Annotated in this window: 16 protein-coding genes; 4 read left to right on the forward strand and 12 right to left on the reverse strand. The window is 63.9% G+C overall.

Annotation, left to right across the window (positions count from 1 at the left end; genetic code table 11):
* Positions 1–138: 138 nt before the first annotated feature.
* Positions 139–1,947 carry a caspase family protein gene (locus CWO91_RS26855; protein WP_165405728.1) on the forward strand — a complete coding sequence of 603 codons (1,809 nt, stop codon included), beginning with the start codon at positions 139–141 and terminating at the stop codon, positions 1,945–1,947.
* 278 nt (positions 1,948–2,225) lie between these two features.
* Here CWO91_RS26855 and CWO91_RS26860 read toward each other — a convergent pair whose 3' ends face one another.
* From CWO91_RS26860 to thiD, 4 genes are all read right to left on the reverse strand, one after another.
* The gene (locus CWO91_RS26860) at positions 2,226–3,209 is read right to left on the reverse strand and encodes a threonine/serine dehydratase (RefSeq protein WP_091892002.1); all 984 of its coding nucleotides are present in this window, start codon (positions 3,207–3,209) and stop codon (positions 2,226–2,228) included.
* A gap of 62 nt (positions 3,210–3,271) precedes the next feature.
* Complete coding sequence (locus CWO91_RS26865) at positions 3,272–4,315, reverse strand: glycosyltransferase family 4 protein (RefSeq protein WP_130217793.1); 1,044 nt, start codon at positions 4,313–4,315, stop codon at positions 3,272–3,274.
* Between the two features lie 13 nt (positions 4,316–4,328).
* Positions 4,329–5,141, reverse strand: coding sequence for a UDP-2,3-diacylglucosamine diphosphatase (locus CWO91_RS26870; protein ID WP_130217795.1), 813 nt, complete (start codon positions 5,139–5,141; stop codon positions 4,329–4,331).
* Between the two features lie 326 nt (positions 5,142–5,467).
* On the reverse strand, positions 5,468–6,268 hold the full coding sequence (gene thiD / locus CWO91_RS26875; protein ID WP_130217797.1) for a bifunctional hydroxymethylpyrimidine kinase/phosphomethylpyrimidine kinase: 801 nt from the start codon (positions 6,266–6,268) through the stop codon (positions 5,468–5,470).
* A gap of 286 nt (positions 6,269–6,554) precedes the next feature.
* On the opposite strand from thiD, the gene CWO91_RS26880 reads away from it, so the two are divergent.
* Both CWO91_RS26880 and CWO91_RS26885 read left to right on the forward strand, forming a co-directional pair.
* A complete protein-coding gene (locus tag CWO91_RS26880) occupies positions 6,555–8,534 on the forward strand; it encodes a hybrid sensor histidine kinase/response regulator (protein ID WP_130217799.1) in 1,980 nt (659 codons plus the stop codon).
* 96 nt (positions 8,535–8,630) lie between these two features.
* On the forward strand, positions 8,631–8,876 hold the full coding sequence (locus CWO91_RS26885; protein ID WP_061878884.1) for an Lrp/AsnC ligand binding domain-containing protein: 246 nt from the start codon (positions 8,631–8,633) through the stop codon (positions 8,874–8,876).
* Between the two features lie 156 nt (positions 8,877–9,032).
* Here CWO91_RS26885 and CWO91_RS26890 read toward each other — a convergent pair whose 3' ends face one another.
* Entirely contained in the window at positions 9,033–9,962 is a 930-nt protein-coding gene (locus tag CWO91_RS26890; RefSeq protein ID WP_130217801.1) for a cytochrome c, read from the reverse strand.
* Positions 9,963–10,117: 155 nt separating this feature from the next.
* Between CWO91_RS26890 and CWO91_RS26895 the strand changes: the two genes are divergently transcribed.
* Positions 10,118–10,534, forward strand: coding sequence for a CHRD domain-containing protein (locus CWO91_RS26895; RefSeq protein WP_091891990.1), 417 nt, complete (start codon positions 10,118–10,120; stop codon positions 10,532–10,534).
* Between the two features lie 221 nt (positions 10,535–10,755).
* Here the strand turns inward: CWO91_RS26895 and CWO91_RS26900 are convergent, their stop codons facing one another.
* The 7 genes from CWO91_RS26900 to CWO91_RS26935 all read right to left on the reverse strand — a co-directional run bounded on the left by CWO91_RS26900 (position 10,756) and on the right by CWO91_RS26935 (position 20,065).
* Complete coding sequence (locus CWO91_RS26900) at positions 10,756–12,039, reverse strand: cystathionine gamma-synthase family protein (RefSeq protein ID WP_130217803.1); 1,284 nt, start codon at positions 12,037–12,039, stop codon at positions 10,756–10,758.
* Positions 12,040–12,277: 238 nt separating this feature from the next.
* Positions 12,278–12,727, reverse strand: a complete 450-nt coding sequence (locus CWO91_RS26905; RefSeq protein WP_091891985.1) for a cytochrome c — start codon at positions 12,725–12,727, stop codon at positions 12,278–12,280.
* Between the two features lie 91 nt (positions 12,728–12,818).
* Positions 12,819–15,128, reverse strand: a complete 2,310-nt coding sequence (locus CWO91_RS26910; protein WP_130217805.1) for a xanthine dehydrogenase family protein molybdopterin-binding subunit — start codon at positions 15,126–15,128, stop codon at positions 12,819–12,821.
* Between the two features lie 282 nt (positions 15,129–15,410).
* Positions 15,411–15,740, reverse strand: coding sequence for a DUF1127 domain-containing protein (locus CWO91_RS26915; protein WP_130217807.1), 330 nt, complete (start codon positions 15,738–15,740; stop codon positions 15,411–15,413).
* Between the two features lie 859 nt (positions 15,741–16,599).
* Entirely contained in the window at positions 16,600–17,058 is a 459-nt protein-coding gene (locus tag CWO91_RS26920; protein WP_130217809.1) for a DoxX family protein, read from the reverse strand.
* 122 nt (positions 17,059–17,180) lie between these two features.
* Positions 17,181–18,710, reverse strand: a complete 1,530-nt coding sequence (gene murJ / locus CWO91_RS26925) for a murein biosynthesis integral membrane protein MurJ (RefSeq protein ID WP_130217811.1) — start codon at positions 18,708–18,710, stop codon at positions 17,181–17,183.
* Between the two features lie 203 nt (positions 18,711–18,913).
* On the reverse strand, positions 18,914–20,065 hold the full coding sequence (locus CWO91_RS26935; RefSeq protein WP_165405729.1) for a DegT/DnrJ/EryC1/StrS family aminotransferase: 1,152 nt from the start codon (positions 20,063–20,065) through the stop codon (positions 18,914–18,916).
* Positions 20,066–20,158: the final 93 nt, after the last annotated feature.

The following is a 20,158-nucleotide window of genomic DNA, read 5'->3' on the forward strand; positions in this document are numbered from 1 at the left end:
CCAGCCATAGCAGGTTCCAAGCGTGATTCAGATCACGCAACTTACCATCGTGATAGGGATCACGGACGCCGGACTCGAACGCGGTCAGGCTTGCTCGCAACCAATCTCGCATCGAGATGAGTGGCAAAGGAGCACGCCATGTTCCGCCTAAAGCCCTTCCTGATGACTGCCGGCCTCTTGGGAAGCCTGTTCGGCTTCGCTTGCGGGCCCGTTTCCGCGCAAGTCGCCCCGGCCCAGCCGGCTCCCACTGCGCTGCAAGGCCCGGAGCAGCGGGTGGCGCTGGTGATCGGTAATGCGAACTACCAGAACGCGCCGCAACTTGCGAACCCCGACGATGACGCGCAATCGATGGCGCAGTTCCTGAACTCGGCCGGTTTCGAAGTGGTCGCCGCGACCGACCTCACCCAGAACGACATGCTGCGCGTGGTACAGGACTTTTCCGCCAAGGTCGCTTCGCGCGGTCCGAACACGGTGGCGATGGTCTATTACGCCGGTCACGGCGTGCAGCTCGCCGGCGAGAACTATCTCGTTCCCGTCGACGCCAAGGTGTCGAGCCCGACCGAGCTCGTCAACAACTCGGTGCGTCTGGTCGACGTGATGTCGACGCTGGAGACGATCCCGAGCCGCATGCGCATCGTCATCCTCGATGCCTGCCGCAACAACCCGTTCCCTCAAGTCAACGATGCCGGCCGCGGCTTGGCCATTGTCGATGCGCCGAACGGCTCGATCGTCGGCTACTCGACCGCGCCGGGCGCCGAAGCGCTCGACGGCACCAGCGGCCACAGCCCCTACACCCAGGCGTTCCTGAACGTCGCGCGCGAGCCCAACGTGCCGATCGAGCAGCTGTTCAAGCGCGTGCGCCTGCAGGTGAACCAGACCACCAGCGGTGCGCAGATTCCGTGGGAGAGCTCGTCGCTGACCTCGGACTTCACCTTCTTCGGCGACACCGCCGTTGCCGCCAATCGGCCGCCGGTAAAAGCGCCGGTGGTGCAGATGGCCTCCAACCTGCCGAGCCGCTCGACCCACCAGGCCTATGACTACGTCGTGTCCGAGGGCCGGCCGGAATATTATCAGGAGTTCATCCAGATGTACCCGCACGACCCGCTGTGCGACCACATCCGCTGGCTGCTCAACAACCTCCTGCTCACGCAGGCCTGGCACAAGGCCGTGCTCGCGAACTCGCCGCTCGGCTACAAGAGCTTCTATGACAGCTACAGCAACAGCCCCTATGCGCAAGTCGCGCTGAAGCTGCAGGCGCAGCCGAAGCAGATCCCGTTGATGCAGGCGACCAAGTTCCTGGCGCCACAGAACATCGCCCCGACGCTGAAGATCGGCAGTCTCGGCCAGCCCAAATACATGCCGCTGATGCAGCAGGGCAATGGCGGCGCGCAAGTGAACGGCAATCTGCCGGTCGTGCAGAAGCCGGTCGACGGCAACGTCATCGGCAAGCTCGGCAATGGTGGCCAGATCGTCAACCTGCCCTCAGGCAACAACCAGCCGAACGGCACGCCGTCGCAGACCCCGGGCAAGATCGTCACCCTGCCCGCGCCGACCAACACGACGACCAACACCACTGGCGGCAGCGGCAAGATCGTGACGCTGCCGGTGACCAACACGACGCCGAATGCCGGCAACGCCAACGGCAAGCCGGGCAAGATCGTGAGCATGCCGGTGAATATCGGCAAGGGTGGCTCGAATGTCGATGTGAGGCCCGTTCAGACCCAGAACCACCCGATCCGCATCAACAACGGCAACCCCGGTATCGTGAAGCTCAACAACAATCCGGTGAACAAGGTGCAGGTCCAGAACAAGGTGCAGACCAACCGTCCGCAGCTCAACACGACGCCGAACCGCATGGTCACCAGCGGCAACAACTTCCGGCAGTCGATGAACCAGGCGCCGAGCATGGGCGGCGACGGTAATCGTCGCGGCGGCTTCATGCACTGATCGCGATCAGCCACACACGACAAAGGGGCAGAGCGGCAACGCTCTGCCCTTTCTGCGGGTGAGGGAATCAAACTGGACGAGATCGGATACGTTAGGCCGGGCAAGCGGTCCACCTCTCCCGAAAGGAGAGGTCGGATCGCATCGACAGATGCGATCCGGGTGAGGGGTTACAGTCTCACTGTGCGCCGCGGCCCCTCACCCGGATTGCTGCGCAATCCGACCTCTCCCCGCTGGGGAGAGGTGGACCGAGCCCAGTCGCTAGCACTGCTCAATTGCAATCAAGCCACCAGCTCGGCGAACAAGTCCGCGTCGACATTGCCGCCGGAGAGCACGATGACGACGTTCTTGCCGGCCACATCAAGCCGACCCGCGAGCAGCGCGGCAAGGCCCACGGCGCCGCCCGGCTCCACTACGAGCTTCAGCTCGCGATAGGCGAAGGCCACCGCCGCACCGACTTCGGCATCCGACGCCGTGACGCCGCGCGCGAGTAGCTTGCTGTTGATCGCAAACGTCATCTCGCCTGGCATCAGGGCCATCAGCGCATCGCAGATGGTGCGGCCCGCCGGCGGATGCGGCTCACGATGGCCGGCGGTCAGCGAAATGCCGTGATCGTCGAAAGCCTCGGGCTCGGCGACCACGATTTCGGCTAGCGGATAGCGCGCCTTCACCGCCGTTGCGACGCCGGCGATCAGGCCACCGCCGGAGGCCGGCGCCACCACGATATCGGGGGCAAGGCCGAGGCCCGCCATGTCCTCCGCGATCTCGCGGCCGGCAGTGCCCTGCCCCGCAATCACGAAGGGATCGTCATACGGCTTGACCAGCGTCGCGCCGCGCTTCTCGGCGATGCCGCGCGAGATCGCCTCGCGGTCGTCGCGATCGCGATCGTACAGCACGACCTCTGCGCCGTAGGATTTGGTGCGCTCGCGCTTGGACAGCGGCGCATCCGCCGGCATCACGATCGTCGCCTGCATGTCGAGGATTTTTGCCGCGGCCGCCACGCCCTGGGCGTGGTTGCCCGAGGAGAACGCGACGACGCCGCCGGCGCGCTTGTCCTGCGGAATCGAGAACACCTTGTTGAAGGCGCCGCGGAACTTGAAGGAGCCGGTGCGCTGGAGCATTTCCGGCTTCAGGAAGACCTTTGCGCCGACGCGCTCGTTGAGCACGGGAAAAGACAACAGCGGGGTGCGGATGGCGTAAGGCGCGATCACGCGCGCTGCGGCGTCGATGTCGGCGGGGCCGACCGGGAGGAGCTGTTCGGTCATGGCCGACTTTATCGCGGCCGACGAGCCGCGGGCAAGACACCTCCCCGCGAGGATTTTCCCCGTCAGGCGACGAAGCGTGGCTGTTCCGCCCCGTTCCGGCCGGGCAGTACCGCGCCGACCGCTTCGATGCTAGCCACGAAAGCCCTGGCCGAAGCCTCCCAGGTGTAATTGGCGGCGAACGCGACGCAGTCCTGCCGGGAGATGTCGAGCGCGGCGAAACAGGCGCTGCGCAGATCGTGATCGAGAACGCCGACCGGCGCATTGCCGATCACGTCGCGGGGACCCTTCACCGGGAAGGCCGCCACCGGCAGGCCGCTCGCGAGCGCTTCCAGTAGGACCAGGCCGAACGTGTCGGTCTTGCTCGGGAACACGAAGACGTCGGCCGCAGCATAGATTTCCGCCAGCGCCTCGCCGTGCTTCTCGCCGAGGAAGATCGCATCGGGATAGGCCGCTTCGAGCGCAGCGCGCGCCGGACCGTCACCGACGATCACCTTGGTGCCGGGCAGGTCGAGATCGAGAAAGGCCTCGAGATTCTTCTCCACCGCGACCCGGCCGACCGACAGGAACACCGGCGCCGGCAGACAGAGGTCGATCGCGCGCGGGTGGAACAAATGGGTGTCGACGCCGCGCGGCCACAGCACGACATTGTCGAAGCCGCGCTCGCCGAGCTCGCGGGCGAGCGCAGGCGTTGCCGCCATCACGGCACGGCTGGGCGCATGGAAGCGGCGCAGCGCGCGCCAGATCAGCGAGCCCGGCACCGGCACGCGGGCACGGACATATTCCGGAAAGCGGGTGTGGAAGCTGGTCGTGAACGGCAGCTTGCGCTGGCGGCAATAGCGGCGGACCATCAGGCCGATCGGCCCCTCCGTCGCAATGTGGATGCTGTCCGGGCGCGCCTCCTCGATCAGCTTTGCAATTCGCGCCGGACGCGGCATGGCGAGGCGCACATCGCGATAACTCGGCATCGCAAAGGTGCGGAACGATTGCGGCGTCAGGAACGTGAACGCGACGCCGAGCCCATCGGCAGCATCAGCGAGCTTGGTCAGCGTCCGAACCACACCGTTGACTTGCGGGTGCCAGGCGTCGGTCGCGACCAGGATGCGCATCAGGCAGCTCTCATCAGGCAGCTCTTGCCGCGACCTGCGGAACTTGTGCGGGCTTCTGCAAATGATCCGCCCAGGTGATGATCTCGAAATGGCCGTCGTCGTGCTCGACGAGGGCCGTGCAGCTCTCGACCCAGTCGCCGCAATTCATGTAGCGGATGCCGGCCTCGTCGCGGATCACGGCATAGTGGATGTGGCCGCAGATCACGCCGTCGGCCTCATGGCGCCGCGCTTCGGCGGCGAGCGCCTGCTCGAACGCACCTATATAGTTGACGGCGTTCTTGACCTTCTGCTTGGCCCATTGCGACAGCGACCAATAGGGCACGCCGAACAGGCGGCGGAAGAAATTGACCAAACGATTCATCTGGATCGCGAAGTCGTAGGCCTTGTCGCCAAGATGGGCGAGCCAGCGCGCGTTCTGCACCACGAGGTCGAAGATGTCGCCGTGGATGACGAGATAGCGCTTGCCGTCGACGCCGGTATGGACGGTGTTCTCGACCACGTCGATGCCGCCGAAATGTGTGCCGTAATAATTGCGCAGGAACTCGTCGTGATTGCCGGGAATGTAGACGATTTTGGCGCCCTTGCGCGCCTTGCGCAGCAGCTTCTGGACCAGGTCGTTGTGCGATTGCGGCCAGTGCCAGCTCGATTTCAGCGCCCAGCCGTCGACGATGTCGCCGACGAGATAGATGGTGTCGGCATCGTGGTAGCGCAGGAAGTCGAGCAGAAGGTCGGCTTGAGAACCGCGGGCTCCGAGATGGACGTCGGAGATGAACAACGTGCGAAAGCGCCGCTCCGGGCTTTCATCACTCACATCGTAGCTTCCCATGCGCCAGCCTGTAACAATGTCCCGTGACAGGGGGATGACCGATTGAACCTTTGAGGCACCTTCAAATACGAATCACGCCTTGCCTCGCCCTCCCCGCGAATATCAGTCGCATGCGACAATCAGGCGACATGGCGCCGCAGCGGCCTCCCGCCCAAGACCAGATTCCCGCTGGAACCCACGAGGCAAGTGCACTCCCTCTCCCGCTTGCGGGAGAGGGTTGGGGTGAGGGTGCCTCCTCAAGCGATGACCCCCGAGTGGAGAGAGCGCTCACCCGCGCCTTTCGGCGCGACCTCTCCCGCAAGCGGGAGAGGTTGAGCGAGCCCGCGTCAGTAGAACTTGTGGAAATGATGGATCGGCCCGTGGCCATGCCCGACGCTGAAGCGGTCGGCGGCTCCGATCGCGGCGCTGATCCAGGCTTTGGCATTGCGCACCGCTTGCTCGAGATCCTCGCCCCTGGCAAGCCCCGCCGCGACCGCCGACGACAGCGAGCAGCCAGTGCCATGGGTGTTCTTGGTAGCGAGGCGCGGCGCAGCGAGCGCGATGGTGTTGTCGGCATCGACCAGATAGTCGATGCTCTCGGCGCCCTCGCCATGCCCGCCCTTGACCAGGACTGCGCGGCAGCCGAGCGCCAGCAGGCGGCGCCCCTGGCTTTCGATCTCGGCCTCGCTTTCGGCCACCGGCGCGTCGAGCAGCGCGGCGGCCTCGGGCAGGTTCGGCGTGATCACCGAGGCCAGCGGTATCAGTCTCGTGCGCAACGCTTCGACGGCCTCGGAGGCCAGCAGCCGGTCGCCTGACGTTGCCACCATCACGGGATCGAGCACCACGTGCCGGGGCGCCCAGCGCGACAGCGCGGCCGCGATCGCCTCGATGCTGGCGGCCTGGGCCACCATGCCGATCTTCACAGCCCCAACATCGAGATCGGAAAACACCGCATCGATCTGTGCGGTGACGAACTCCGCCGGCACCGCGTGAATGCCGGTGACGCCGCGCGTGTTCTGCGCCGTCAGCGCCGTGATGGCGGAGGCGCCATAGACGCCGAGCGCGGCAAAAGTCTTCAGGTCCGCCTGGATGCCGGCGCCGCCGCTCGAATCGGAGCCGGCGATGGTGAGCGCGACCGGGGTCGTCATCGCGGGATGCATTTGCTTGAGGACACCGCCATGGCCTCTCCTAGCGCGACCGTGGAACAGCAGCAAGCGCCACGGCCCGCCGCCATGATTCGCGGCGGCCCGTCGCGCCCGCAACCGGCGCGGCATCGCGCCCGCAATCGTGCCGGCCTGAAAAATCGAGCCTCGCCATAGCCTTGATAACCTGCCCTTGGCGTCCACACCGATGAGTGAGACGTTAGGTGGTAGAATCGTCCAGCGACACCATTCGCGCGAGCCGCCGGCTCGCACGTCTTCCCGGGGTGGAATTATGTGGGCCTATTTTGAACGTCTCCTCGACCCCTCGATGCTGTCGCCGCACGGCATCTGCCTGTTGTGGGAACCCGAACTGATTTGGCTCCATGTCGTTTCCGACGCCTGCATCGCTGCCGCCTATTTTCCGATCCCGTTTGCCCTCGCGATCCTCGTCACCAAGCGGCGCGACCTCAAATTCGGCTGGGTCTACTGGGCGTTCGCAATCTTCATCATGGCGTGCGGCCTGACCCATGTGCTGTCGATCTACACGCTCTGGGTCCCGATCTATGGCATCGAGGGCCTCGTCAAGGCGACCACAGCGGTCGCGTCCGTGGTGACGGCCGCTGCGCTCTGGCCGCTGCTGCCGAAGATCCTGACGATTCCCTCTCCGTTCGAGCTTCGGCAGGTCCAGGCCGCGCTCGAGGAGGAGGAAATCAAGAGCCGCGACGCGGCGCTCCTGCTCCAGCAGGTCGGGGAAGCCCAGCGCGCGATGCGCGACAGCGTGGCGCGCCTCACCGCAATCGTCGAGACCGCGGTCGACGGGGTCATCCTGTTCGATGCGCAGGATCGAATCCTACTGTTCAATCCGGCCTGCGAGCGCTTGTTCGGCTACCGGGCTGACGAGGTGATGGGCCGGCACATCGGCATGCTGATGCCCGAGGCAGCTGCTGCGTCCGACAGCCGCACGGGGCATTTCGCGACCGGCGGCGAGGCCATCGGCCTGCGCAAGGATGAATCGACCTTTCCGATGGACCTGTCGGTGGGCCAGGCGCGGCAGGACGGCGAATTGATCTTCGTCGGCATCATCCATGACCTCACCACGCGCAAGCTGACCGAGCAGCAGCTGCAGCAGGCGCAGAAGATGGAGACGGTCGGCCAGCTCTCTGGCGGCATCGCGCACGATTTCAACAATCTCTTGACCGTCATCATCGGCAACGCCGAGCACCTCAGCGAGCAGCTCAAGGCGAGGCCCGACCTCAAGCGGTTTGCCGACGACATCTGCCAATCGGGCGAACGGGGCGCCGAGCTGACGCAGCGCCTCCTCGCGTTCAGCCGCCGCCAATTGCTCCAGCCTCAGATGATCGATTGCCGCGGCCTGCTCGATTCCATGTTCAAACTGCTCAAGCGCACCTTGCGCGAAAATGTCGAGATCAGGACGAGCTCCGGGCCCGGCACGATCATGGCCTTTGCAGATCGCACCCAGCTCGAATCCGCCGTGCTGAACCTTGCGCTCAACGCACAGGATGCCATGCCATCCGGAGGACATCTGACACTGAGCACGGAGCTGGTTGCGATCGATGACGACTATCGTGTCCTTCACCCGGAAGTCGTATCCGGCACTTACGCGTTGATCTCGGTCACCGACGACGGCGAAGGCATGACGCCTGATGTCACCGCGCGCGCCTTCGAGCCGTTCTTCACCACCAAGGAGGTCGGCAAGGGCTCCGGCCTCGGCCTCAGCATGGTCTATGGCTTTGCCAAGCAATCCAATGGCCATGTCTCGATCTACAGCGAGACTGGCCTTGGGACGACGGTCCGGATCTACCTGCCGCGCGCTGATGCAGGGCAAACACATGCCGACCTTGCGGACGGCGAGGACACGGCACCCAGAGGATACGAGACCATACTGATCGCCGAGGACGATCCGTTCGTCCGCTCCTCCGCGATTCGCAGGGTGGAAGCTCTCGGATATCGCGTCGTCGCCGCGGTCAACGGCAAGGAGGCCTTGCAGCAGCTGCGCACCGATCCCGGCATCGACATGCTGTTCACCGATATCGTGATGCCCGGCGGCATGAGCGGCTGGGAGCTCGCCGATCAGGCGCGGCGGATTCGCCCGGGCCTGCCGGTCCTGTTCACCTCGGGCTACGCGCTGGAGACCCTGGTGGAGCAGGGCCGCGCGCATGCGCAGGCCATCGTGCTGACCAAGCCCTATCGCAAGGTCGAGCTTGCGCAGCGGCTCAGGGATGCATTCGCCGCGGCGGCCGTCGCCTCCTGAGCGGCTGACCGGCGTCTGGCGGCCGGCAAGTTCGCTTGCTAAATGCGGCCGGTTTTGGCCTATTAGCCGGCCAGATGTGCTTTCGGAGTGACCGCGATGGTTCCCTTTTTCGTCCAGATCAAATGCAAGCTCGGCCAGTCCTATGTGGTCGCCAATGCGCTTGCCGAAGCCGAGATCGCCTCCGAGATCTACTCCACCGCCGGTCAATACGACCTCCTGGTGAAGTTCTACGTCGACAAGGACACCGACATCGGCCACTTCGTGAACGAGAAGGTGCAGGTGCTGCCGGGCATCCAGGACACCCTCACCATCATCACGTTCAAGGCGTTCGGCACGGGCTAGCGCCGTCTTTATGTGAGATGAGTTCGGTAAAATCGATGCGAGCCAAGGGGTCACCTCTCCCGAAGGGAGAGGTCGGATCGCATCGATAGATGCGATCCGGGTGAGGGGTTACAGTCTCACTGAACGCCGCAGCCCCGGACATCCGATCAAGCTACACTAGCTGCCCTGCTTGCGCTTGGGCGGCGTCGGCCCGTCCACCGGCGGCAGCGATTTGACGTAGTCCGCCATCGCCGCGAGATCGGCATCCGGCAATTGCGAGGTGTTCTTGATGACGCGCGTCATCGCGCCGCCGGCGCTGTCGCCGTCGGGCAATTCGCCGGTCTTGAGGAAATAGGCAACATCCTTCGCGCTCCAGTCACCGAGGCGCTTCTGGGTGATGTTGGGGACCCACCCCTCGCCTTCCGGATTGGGCCCGCCGGCAAACCGCTCGCCGGAAATGATACCGCCAAGCGCGTTGCGCGGGCTGTGGCATTCGGCGCAATGGCCGAAACTGTTCACGAGATAGGCGCCGCGATTGAATTCCGGCGACTTCGCGGCGTCGGCGACGAAGGGCTTGTCGTCCAGAAATAAGAACTTCCAGATGCCGATGTTGCGCCGGATGTCGAAGGGAAAGCCGACGTCGTGGTCACGCACTTTGCCTGCAACGGCCGGCAGCGTTTTCAGATACGCAAAGAGATCGAGCACGTCCTCACGCCTGGCGTGCTGATAGGAAGTGTAGGGAAACGCCGGAAAGTAATGCTGCCCGGACGGCGAGACCCCGTGCATCACCGCATTGACGAAATCGGCATCCGTCCATTTGCCGATGCCGTCGGCCGGATCGGGCGAGATGTTCGGCGCGTAGAACGTTCCGAACGGCGACTTGATCGCGACGCCGCCACCAAGCCTGAGACGATCGGACTGGTTGGGAACGGCATGGCAGGACGCGCAGCCGCCGGCGTTGAACATCACCTCGCCATTGGCAAGATCAGGCGCATGGGGCGGCGGCGTGGTGCTCGCAGCCGCCACCACCGGCGCGCTGAGCCACCAATAGATGCACGTAGCGGCGATCGCGACGAGCAGCGCCACGAAAATTGTTCGTTGCAACATGCTGATCCATTCATTCGTTGCGGCGAACCTATGACCGATCTCCGTGCGGCTCCAACCACAAAGAATTTAGCCCGCCCTGGCCGGAAACGGGAATAAACTGAAATGCCGACTGTTGAAAGTTAGCCAGCCCGAACGGGTTTTGCAGGGAGAATGTCATGAACAAGACCGTCATCGCCATGTGCGCGCTCGGTGCCGTCGCTTTTGCAGGCCCGGCCTGCGCCGAAAAGCTGAAAGCAACGCTCGACGGCAAGTCCGAGGTACCCGCAACGACCACCAGCGGCACCGGAACGGCCGATCTGAATTACGATGCCGCCAGCAAGAAACTGTCCTGGACCGTCACCTATTCCGGGCTCTCTGGCCCTGCCACCGCGGCTCATTTCCATGGCCCGGCCGAGGCCGGCAAGAACGCCGGCGTTGCGGTCGCGATCCCGAATGCGGCCTCGAGCCCGGCCAAGGGCGAAGCGACGCTCACCGACGCGCAGGCCGCCGATCTGCTCGGCGGCAAGTACTACATCAACATCCACACGGCGGCGAACCCGGGCGGCGAGATCCGCGGCCAGGTGACGAAGTAAGCGCAAACGCTGCTTCGTCGCGGAAGGGCCGGACGCTGGGAGGGAGCGTCCGGCCTTTTCGATTCCACAGCAGTTGAACTTCGTAGCCCGGATGGAGCCAACGGGTCGGCGCGAAGCGCCGCCCGATGGCGCAATCCGGGAAGCCTGCGCGTGTGGATAGGTCTCCCCCGGATTTCGCTTTCGCTCCATCCGGGCTACGAGATCTACGACTCTGACCCCGCTCAAGCCGCGTTCAGCGCCTGCGCGAGGTCGGCGATCAGGTCCGACGGATTTTCGATCCCGATCGACAGCCGGATCGTGGAATCGAGGACACCGATTTTCCGGCGGATGTCGGCGGGAACGCCGGAATGGGTCATCGTCGCCGGCAGGCTGGCCAGCGATTCCGTTCCGCCGAGACTCACGGCGAGCTTGAAGATCTGGAGCGCATTGAGGAATTTGACGGCTGCTTCCTTGCCGCCGACGATATCGAACGAGAAGGTGGAGCCGGCGCCTGAGCATTGCTCCGCGAACACCCGTCCGGCTGGTGATGCGTCCTCGTGGTGACCGAGATAGTGGACTTTCGCCACCTTGGGGTGATCGCGCAAATAATCCGCGACGAGGCGCGCATTCACATCGGCCTTTTCCATGCGCAAGCTCAGCGTCTCGAGCGACCGGTTGATCATCCAGCAGGAATGCGGATCGAGCTGTGTGCCGATGGCGCCGCGCAGCGCCTTGATCCCCTTCATGAGCGCCTTCGAGCCGAGCGCGGCGCCCGCGATCAGGTCGGAATGACCGCCGACATATTTCGTGAGCGAGTACAAGGAAATATCTGCGCCGTGCTCGATCGGTCGCTGAAACACCGGTCCGAGCAGCGTATTGTCGCAGGCGATGATCGGCGTGTGTCCCTGAGCCTTTCCGATGACTTCGGCGACACGGCGCATCATCGCGATGTCGACCAGCCCGTTGGTCGGATTGGCGGGAGTTTCGATCAGGATCATCGACACCCGGCCCTTGCGCATGGCCTCCTCCGCGGCCTGCTTGACTGCCGCCTCGTCGATGCCATCGGCGAAGCCGACGGCGCCGATCGACAGACGCGCAAGCGTGTTCGTCAGCAGCGTTTCCGTCCCGCCATAGAGCGGCTGGGAGTGCAGAATGACGTCGCCGGGGCGCACGAAAGCCAGGATCGTGGTTGCGATGGCCGCCATGCCGGACGAGAACAGAGCGCAGCTCTCGGTGCGCTCGTAGATCGAGAGCCGATCCTCGACGATCTCGCTGTTGGGATGATTGAAGCGCGAATAGACCAGGCCTGCGCCCATCCCTTCCGGCGGCTCGCGCCGGCCGGCGACGTAGTCGAAGAAGTCCTGGCCGTCGTCGGCCGTCTTGAACACGAAGGTCGAGGTCAGGAACACCGGCGGCTTGATGGCGCCTTCCGACAGTTGCGGGTCATAGCCATAGGTCAGCATCAGCGTTTCCGGATGCAGCATATGGTTGCCGATGTGGGTCTTCGACGGGAACGGTTTTGCCATGGCCTATCTCGCTGTTGGTTCAGCTGCCTGCCGCGCGTTGGACCCCCCGACCTCGTGAGGCTGTCGGGAAGGAGATGTGCCGACTCGCATCAACGCCACGGCCGTTGGTGCAAAGATAGCTGCTCCGGCAGCGATCCGTCAGGCCTTGCGGACGGAATTTCTGCCGTGCTGCGACTCGCGGCCACGCAAAAAAGGCGGCTACTTTCGCAACCGCCGCTACTAATTCCGCGTCGCCCGGCTATTTCAACTTCAAGCGATAGGTTTCGTGACAATCGTTGCAGCGGTCGTTGATCGCGGTGTAGGCCGTCTTCAGCGTCGCGACATTGTGGATCTTGCCTTTGACGTCGGCGATCGCCTTCTGCACCGGAGGGATCTTGGAGTCGAAATCGGCCTTGTTCTGCCAGACCTTTTGCGAGGCGCCGTAGGTCGCGTTCACCACATCCTGCTTGGGATTGACCTCGAAGGTCTTGGCGATCTTGGCAACATCGGCTTCCAGATTGGCAATCGCCTCGTCGACGGCCTTCTGGTTGTAGGGGATGTCGCCCTTGGTCATCTTCTGAATGACCGAGTACAGGCTCTTGGCCTGCGAACGCATCAGATTGTCCTGATGAACGGCGATCTCCTGCTGCGCCGTCACGGCGCCCACACCCAGCAGCAGGGTACCCGCGACAATCATCGTTCGTCTCATCGGCTTGTGTCTCCGAGGCGGTTGGGGGAATTCGGCCATCATGAATAGAACCCCGCGCAGGGCGTTTATTCCCGCGCGGGAGGATCTGGGCCTAGAGACTGTGACGGCGGTGATGCTCGTTGATCGCGATCCACACCCGCTCGGGCGTTGCCGGCATGTCGATGTGGTCGATCTTGTATTCGCGCCAGAGCGCATCGACGATGGCGTTGACGACGGCCGGACAGGAGCCGATCGCGCCGGCCTCGCCGGCCCCCTTCACACCCAGCGGATTGGTCTTGCAGGGAACGTTGTTGGTCTCGAACACGAAGGCCGGCCCGTCCGCCGCGCGCGGCAGCGCGTAGTCCATGTAGGTCGCGGTGATGAGCTGGCCGTCGCTCGCGCCATAGACCACCTGCTCCATCAAGGCCTGGCCGATGCCCTGCATGGCGCCGCCATGCACCTGCCCCGCCAGCAGCAGCGGGTTGAGCGTCTTGCCGAAATCATCGACGATCACATAGTTGACGATCTTGATGATGCCGGTCGCCGGATCGAGCTCGACCTCCGCCAGATGCGTGCCGTTGGGATAGGTGCCGTCGGCGCTGGCGAAGGTGGCGCTGCCGTTCAGCTTCGACGGATCGGCGCCGGGCCGCTTGGCGAGGTCGGCGAAGGAGATCGAGCGATCGGTGCCGGCGATCCGGATCATGCCGTCGGTGATCTCGAGGTCGCCCGCGCTCGCTTCCAGCGCCTGCGCTGCGAACTCCTTCAGCTTCTTGCCGAGATCGCCCGCAGCACGCTCCACGCAGACGCCGCCGGTGGGAATCGAGGCCGAACCGCCGGTGCCGAGGCCCGTCGCGATCTCGTCGGTGTCGCCCTGTCGGATATGCACGCGCTCCGGCGGCAGGCCGAACTGTTCGGCGACGATCTGCGCATAGGCGGTCTGATGACCCTGCCCGCTCGATTGCGTGCCGATCAGGACGGTGACGTCGCCATTGGGATCGAGGCGGACATTGGCCGTCTCCTCACCCATCACGCCGCAGATCTCGACATAGCTCGCAAGGCCGATGCCGCGGATCACCCCCTGCTTCTTGGCCGCCTTGGCGCGCTTTCCAAACTCCTTCCATTCCGCGATCTCCATCGCGCGCTTCAGATGCGCGGCGAAGTCGCCGGAATCGTAGACCTTGCCGGTCGCGGTCTTGTAAGGCAGCGCCTTCGGCGGAATGAAATTCTTGCGGCGGATGGCATCCGGCGTCATGTCGAGTTTGCGCGCGCAGGCGTCGACGAGGCGTTCGATGACGTAGGCCGCCTCCGGCCGTCCGGCACCGCGATAGGCGTCGACCGGCACGCTGTGGGTGAAGATGGTGCGCACCCGGCAATGGAAGGCCTGGATGTCGTAGAGGCCCGGCAGCATGCCGGCGCCGCCATGCGGGATGTAGGGCCCGAAGGTCGACAGATACGCGCCCATGTCGCCCATCAGGTCGCAATCCATGGCGAGGAACTTGCCGTCCTCGGCCAGCGCCATCTTGGCGGTGGTGACGTTGTCGCGGCCCTGCGCGTCGCCCATGAAATGCTCGGAGCGATCGGCCGCCCACTTCACCGCCTTCTTCAGCTGTCGCGCCGCGACCGCCATCAGGGCGTATTCCCGGTACGGAAACAGTTTTGTGCCGAAACCGCCGCCGACGTCGGGGCAGATCACCCGCATCTTGTCGGTGGGGATATTGAGCACGTTCTGGCAGAGGATGTCGCGCAGGCGATGGCTGCCCTGGCTGCCGACCGTCAGCGTCAGATGGTCGCGCTTGGCGTCGTATTCGCACACCGCCGCGCGCGTCTCCATGAAGCTCGCGACCACGCGCGGATTGACGATGGAGATTTCGGCGACGGCATGCGCCTTGGCGAAGGCAGCTTCCGTCGCTTGCTTGTCGCCGATCGAGACGTCGAACAGCACGTTACCCGGCTTGTCCGGCCAGACCTGCGGGGCGTCTTTCTTGACTGCGTTGACGACGCCGGTCACCGCCGGCAGCGGGCTCCATTTGACATCGATCGCCTCGATCGCGTCACGAGCCTGATCGATGGTCTCGGCGACCACGAAGGCGACGGCATCGCCGACATGGCGCACCTCATCCTTGGCGAGGATCGGGTATGGCGGGCCGGTGAAGGGATCGGTCTCGAGATTGAACAGGCACGGCAAATTGCCGAGATCCTTGACGTCCTCGGCCGTTAGGATCAGCGCGACGCCGGGTAAGCCGCGGGCACGGCTCACATCGATGGTGTATTTGGCATGCGCGTGCGGCGAGCGCAGCATCAAGCAGCGGAGCGCGGCCTGCGGCGTGTAATCGTCGGTATAGCGGCCCTTGCCGCGGATGAGCGCGTCATCCTCCTTGCGCAGCACGCTTTGGCCAACGCCGAATTTGATGGGAGCCGCCATTTTGTCTTCCGTTCTCATGGTTGTTTTGGCGGCATATTGCCGTGGAAAAACTTGCAAGGCAAACGGGTTTAGGCACCCGGAGTCCGCGAAAGTTGTTCGCTGCCCTCGCCTGTTAGAGCGGATGGGCGCGAAAGGTCGCAGCTCGGTCATTTCCCCGTGAAGATCGGTCCGGCTATTGGCATGATAGTTGCCGAACTAACCCGCAGCACACTCCCATGAACAAGCGGCCGCGCTGACCGCCGCTTGCTCGCAAAGCGCATGTCCGCGTCTGATGCCTATCAGTCACATCCCACCACGGCTCCATAGATGCGTCGCCCTATCTCTAAGCGTATCGATGGCTCGTTGAGATGTGATGTAGTCGATCTCGCTACGCGTCAAGCCGATGTCCATCAGCTCCCTGTCACTGAGCTCCTGCAAAGTGACCCGTAAGCCCTGGCGCGGGCGCCGCCGCTGAAACGCTCGCCAACACTGCTTGAGCAGGCCTAAGACGTTTTGCGCCGAAGTGGCCGCTGGTCCAGCAATATCCTTTTCCAGTGCAATGGGGAGGTCGAGACGGAGCGCCGCGGCATCGCGCTCGGTCTCGGATGTGATGATCGTCTGATGAGGTGGCATCGGATGCTCCTGCTGTTGAGCCGGCAGGGAGCGTGGCCAAAGAAAAGGCCCCGTCCGATGCCGGCGGGGCCTGGTGGAAAAGATGTCGTCGTCGAATTCCTAGCGCGCGACTCCTCCCACGGCCCAGCCGAAGCGGGTCATGTGCATGAAGTTGACGGTGCGCACTGATTTGATCATGAGACGCTGGTACCACGGCAATCGCGTAAAATCAAGGGATGTGCCGATGTCTGTTGCATCCTAGAAGCGAGCCCTTCGCTCCGGCATTCGCATCTGGAAATTCGCCCAGCCGCGCCGCGACGACGAGCACCAGCAGCAGATTGGTTTTGCTTCCCCCGGCGCACATCCGGATGCAGTGCTTTAGCGAATGTCACGGTGAGCTAACGCACTTCCGAGTATTTCGGCGTCTTGCCACTTATTGGAGGACTTGCCACGCGGGTTTCGTTCGGCAAGACTGCTCGCATTTCAAGTACTTGTTTTGAAGGGGTGCCCTCATGCCCGAAACATTGGAAAGTCTATTGTGGTGTGCTGCACTGGCGACGTGGCTGATGCTTTTCTTCGGAATCACTGCCGAGCGCTTGAAGCCTCTCTCAAAACTCCTCAGCCATCTGCTCGAGGTTACGTTCAGGCTGAGGGCGAAGTGACGCAATAGTGGGCTTAAGGCAGTGGCCTTAAGGCGCGGCTTGGCAGCTGCCAAACTGGCAGGGCTGCGCGTCGCCTGATGACGCAAGGGCGAACGAACCCAAAGCGCGCACATCGTGCGGCCGCACTCTCTCAGCTCTGCGAGGGAGCGACGATGCTTGCGCCTCCAGGCAGTTCAGGAAAATTATTGGCTATTGACGCTGAGAAACGAACAACGCTGCTAGCCTGCCAGCCTCCGATCGAGCGACAATCGTCCCCCTCCGGTGACCAAGATCAACAGAGCGCCTCCCAAGATCGAGATGTTTTTCAGGAAATTATTGTACTGTCCAATCTGTTGCGCACCGGCGGGATATTCCCAGTAACGATGTGCGATTGCAGTAGCCGCGACTACAAATAGCAAAACCAAAATTGCGCAGTAGCGCGTTCCAATGCCGAGTATCAAACCAACCGATATCAGTATTTCCAGCAGGACGGTTATTGCCGTGAACAGCTGGGGCATTGGAAGGTTCAGCGACCGAAAATAGCCCACTGAGCCGCTGAAGTTCGTAAGTGCCCCGTACGCGCTTCCAACGAAGACCCATGCAAGCAGGATGCGGCCGATCAGGATCAGCAGGTCGGCATTGCTGGTGGCGAACTTGTCAATTTGAGATGTGGGCCAGGGAGAGCGGAATAATGTCATGGTCACTGCCTCATCGCTTTGTTGCCTGAGGACGGCACCGAATATGCAAAGATCGTATCATGATCGGCGAACCGCATGAAAGGCCCCGGCGGGGGCATCGCACGACGCGGTGACGGTAACGCCTAGCCTCGCACCAGCGAGATCAGCCAGTTGCGGCCGAACAGGATGAGGATCGCGAGCGCATAGACGATCGTGCCCCCGATGGCCAAGAGGGCCAGCGTCACTTCGTCCCGGAAGGCCTGCATGGAGGCCAAAATGGCCGCGCTGAAGTGCGCAATCAGCCAGAAGGCGGCAGACAGGATCAATCCGGTCAGCAGGAATTTGGCGAGCGACATCAGCCAGCCGCGGTCCGGCACGAGAAAGCCTCGCCGCACTGCGAAGAAGAGCACCAGCAAGAGGTTGGTCCAGACACCAACGGCTGTTGCGAGCGCGAGGCCGATCTGGGCGAGCGATCCCATTAACGCGACTTTCAGGGCGACGTTGACCGCGATGCCGGTCAGCGATGCCCGGACCGGCGTTGCCGTATCCTTGCGCGCATAGAAAGTCGCGACCGCGCTGCGGATCAGCACGAAGGGGATCAGGCCGATGGCATAGGCGGCGAGCGTTGCACCTGCCGCGGCCGCATCGGCCTTCGAGAACGCGCCGCGGGCGAACAGCGCGCGCATGATCGCCTCGGGCACGGTGATGAAGGCCGCCACGAACGGCACCGAGAACAGCAACGTGAAATCGAACGCACGGCGTTGCGCCTTCATCGCACCGTCGTGGTCGTTGGCGGTGATCCGCCGCGACATTTCCGGCAACAGCACGGTGCCGATGGCGATGCCGATCACGCCGATCGGGAGCTGGTTGAGGCGGTCGGCGTAATAGAGCGCCGACAGCGCACCGGCAGGCAGGAACGTCGCAATGATGGTATCGGCGAACAGCGCGACCTGTGTCCCCATTGAGCCCAGCGTCGCAGGCCCTAACGCCTTGAAGAAGCTGCGGACGTCTTCATCGAGCCTCAAGGGCGCAAAGCGCGGCAGGCCGCCATGACGCCCCAGATCGCCGGCGAGCAGGAAATATTGCAGGAAGCCGGAGATCAGCACGCCCCAGGCCGCAGCGTGGCCCGCGGTTGGAAACCAGGCGGCCAGCGCCAGCGTCATCATCATCGCGACGTTGAGGAAGATCGAGGCGGCCGCAGCGCTGGCGAAGCGCTGCATCACGTTGAGCATGCCGCCGTAGAGCGTCACCAGCGTGATCAGCAGCAGATAAGGAAAGGTGATTCGCGTGAGCTCGATCGCGAGCTTGCGTTGCTCGGCATCCTCGGAAAAGCCGGGCGCCAAAATGCTCATGGCCTGCGGCATGAACAGCCAGGCAACGATCAGCAGCACGATTTGCGAGGCCAGCAGCAGCGTGAAGATGCGATCGGCGAACAGGCTTGCCGCTCCCTCCCCCTTCTCGCCATGGACATGCGCATAGGCCGGCACCCAGGCCGCGTTGAAGGCGCCCTCGGCGAAGATCGCGCGGAAATGATTGGGCAGCCGCAGCGCGACGAAAAAGGCGTCGGCCACGGGGCCCGCGCCGAGAATCGCCGCGAGCATGATGTCGCGGGCAAATCCCGTCACCCGCGAGAGCAGCGTATATCCGCCAACCGTGAAGATGCGTCCGAGCATGCGTCACTTGTAGAGCATCGCGCGATTAGGTCTAGGTGCACGCCGCGACGAAGGTGCGCCCCCTCGCCCGCTTGCGGGGGAGGGTTGGGGAGAGGGCTGCTTCCACAAAAAAGGCTCCCCAAGAGGAGAGAGCCCTCACCCGCGCCTTCGGCGCGACCTCTCCCGCAAGCGGGAGAGGTTAACCTCAAGCCAGCACCGCGCAATCAGGCTGAAAGCGCGCCGCGCACGGCGGCGATGACCCGCTCCTGGTCGGCTTCGGTCAGATAAGCGTGCATCGGCAGGCTGATGACGTCCTGCGACAGGCTCTCGCAAGCAGGCAAGCCGCCTTCTGCGACCGGATAATACTTGTAGGCGGTCTGCTGATGCATCGACTTGCCGTAATAGATCGCGGTCGGCACGCCCTGCGCCTTCAGCGCGGCGGCAAAGCCGTCGCGGTCGGTGCCTTTGGGCAAGCGGATGGTGTACTGCGCCCAGACCGATGTGTTGCCGGGCGACAGACGCGGCACGGTGACGACGTTGGACAGGCCACGCGCGTAGCGCTCCGCGACCTTGTTGCGGGCGGCGATCTCGTCGTCGAAGATCTTCAGCTTCTCGAGCAGGATCGCGGCCTGCATGGTGTCGAGCCGGCCGGTCAGGCCGAGACGGACATTGTCGTATTTGTCGACGCCCTGCCCGTGCACGCGGATACTGCGCAGCGTGGCCGCGAGCTCGTCATCGTCGGTGAAGATCGCGCCGCCGTCGCCGAAGCAGCCGAGCGGTTTGGCGGGAAAGAAGCTGGTCGCGGTGGCGTGCCCGAGCGTGCCGAGCTTGCGGCCCTTGTAGCTCGCACCAAAGCCCTGCGCGGCGTCGTCGAGCACGAACAGGCCCTCGGCCCTGGCGATCTCGGCAATAGTGTCATGATCGGCGGGCTGGCCGAACAGGTCGACCGGAATGACCGCGACGGGCTTGAGCCCAGCCTTGCGGGCGGTCGCGATGCCGCGCTTCAGCGACTCCGGGCTCATGTTGAAGGTCGCCTCGTCGACGTCGACATAGACCGGCGTCGCACCGGTCCGCGCCACCGGCGACGCCGTCGCAATGAAGGTGAAGGACGGACACAGCACGGCATCGCCGGGCCCGACAGTCTTCGCCATCATCACCATCAGGATCGCGTCGGTGCCGCTGGCGCAGCCGATGACGTGCTTGGCACCACTGTAGGCCGCAAGCTGCTTCTCCAGCTCAAAGACCTCAGGGCCGTTGACGAACTGGCAATGGTCGAGAACCCGCTTCACGGCCGCATCGAGCGAGGCGCCGAGCCGGCGGCGCTGCGCGCCGACATCGATGAAGGGAATGGGATCGGAACGCAGATGCTGGTTCATGGCGCCTTGCTGATTTTTCCGCGAAGTTTGAGAAGCCGACATGGAAAGGAATCAGCCGGCGACGCGGCGCGGGCCCGTTGCGGGCGGGCGCCG

Origin of the sequence: Bradyrhizobium genosp. SA-3 (assembly GCF_004212635.1) — a bacterium.
In the GTDB taxonomy this organism is placed as follows: Bacteria; Pseudomonadota; Alphaproteobacteria; order Rhizobiales; family Xanthobacteraceae; genus Bradyrhizobium.

What these genes read in the sequence shown, in the direction of transcription:
- CWO91_RS26855 (WP_165405728.1), top strand. Translation starts at nt 139, where the DNA reads ATGTTCCGCCTAAAGCCCTTCCTGATGACTGCCGGCCTCTTGGGAAGC.
- CWO91_RS26860 (WP_091892002.1), bottom strand. Translation starts at nt 3,209, where the DNA reads ATGACCGAACAGCTCCTCCCGGTCGGCCCCGCCGACATCGACGCCGCA.
- CWO91_RS26865 (WP_130217793.1), bottom strand. Translation starts at nt 4,315, where the DNA reads ATGCGCATCCTGGTCGCGACCGACGCCTGGCACCCGCAAGTCAACGGT.
- CWO91_RS26870 (WP_130217795.1), bottom strand. Translation starts at nt 5,141, where the DNA reads ATGGGAAGCTACGATGTGAGTGATGAAAGCCCGGAGCGGCGCTTTCGC.
- thiD (WP_130217797.1), bottom strand. Translation starts at nt 6,268, where the DNA reads ATGACGACCCCGGTCGCGCTCACCATCGCCGGCTCCGATTCGAGCGGC.
- CWO91_RS26880 (WP_130217799.1), top strand. Translation starts at nt 6,555, where the DNA reads ATGTGGGCCTATTTTGAACGTCTCCTCGACCCCTCGATGCTGTCGCCG.
- CWO91_RS26885 (WP_061878884.1), top strand. Translation starts at nt 8,631, where the DNA reads ATGGTTCCCTTTTTCGTCCAGATCAAATGCAAGCTCGGCCAGTCCTAT.
- CWO91_RS26890 (WP_130217801.1), bottom strand. Translation starts at nt 9,962, where the DNA reads ATGTTGCAACGAACAATTTTCGTGGCGCTGCTCGTCGCGATCGCCGCT.
- CWO91_RS26895 (WP_091891990.1), top strand. Translation starts at nt 10,118, where the DNA reads ATGAACAAGACCGTCATCGCCATGTGCGCGCTCGGTGCCGTCGCTTTT.
- CWO91_RS26900 (WP_130217803.1), bottom strand. Translation starts at nt 12,039, where the DNA reads ATGGCAAAACCGTTCCCGTCGAAGACCCACATCGGCAACCATATGCTG.
- CWO91_RS26905 (WP_091891985.1), bottom strand. Translation starts at nt 12,727, where the DNA reads ATGAGACGAACGATGATTGTCGCGGGTACCCTGCTGCTGGGTGTGGGC.
- CWO91_RS26910 (WP_130217805.1), bottom strand. Translation starts at nt 15,128, where the DNA reads ATGGCGGCTCCCATCAAATTCGGCGTTGGCCAAAGCGTGCTGCGCAAG.
- CWO91_RS26915 (WP_130217807.1), bottom strand. Translation starts at nt 15,740, where the DNA reads ATGCCACCTCATCAGACGATCATCACATCCGAGACCGAGCGCGATGCC.
- CWO91_RS26920 (WP_130217809.1), bottom strand. Translation starts at nt 17,058, where the DNA reads ATGACATTATTCCGCTCTCCCTGGCCCACATCTCAAATTGACAAGTTC.
- murJ (WP_130217811.1), bottom strand. Translation starts at nt 18,710, where the DNA reads ATGCTCGGACGCATCTTCACGGTTGGCGGATATACGCTGCTCTCGCGG.
- CWO91_RS26935 (WP_165405729.1), bottom strand. Translation starts at nt 20,065, where the DNA reads ATGAACCAGCATCTGCGTTCCGATCCCATTCCCTTCATCGATGTCGGC.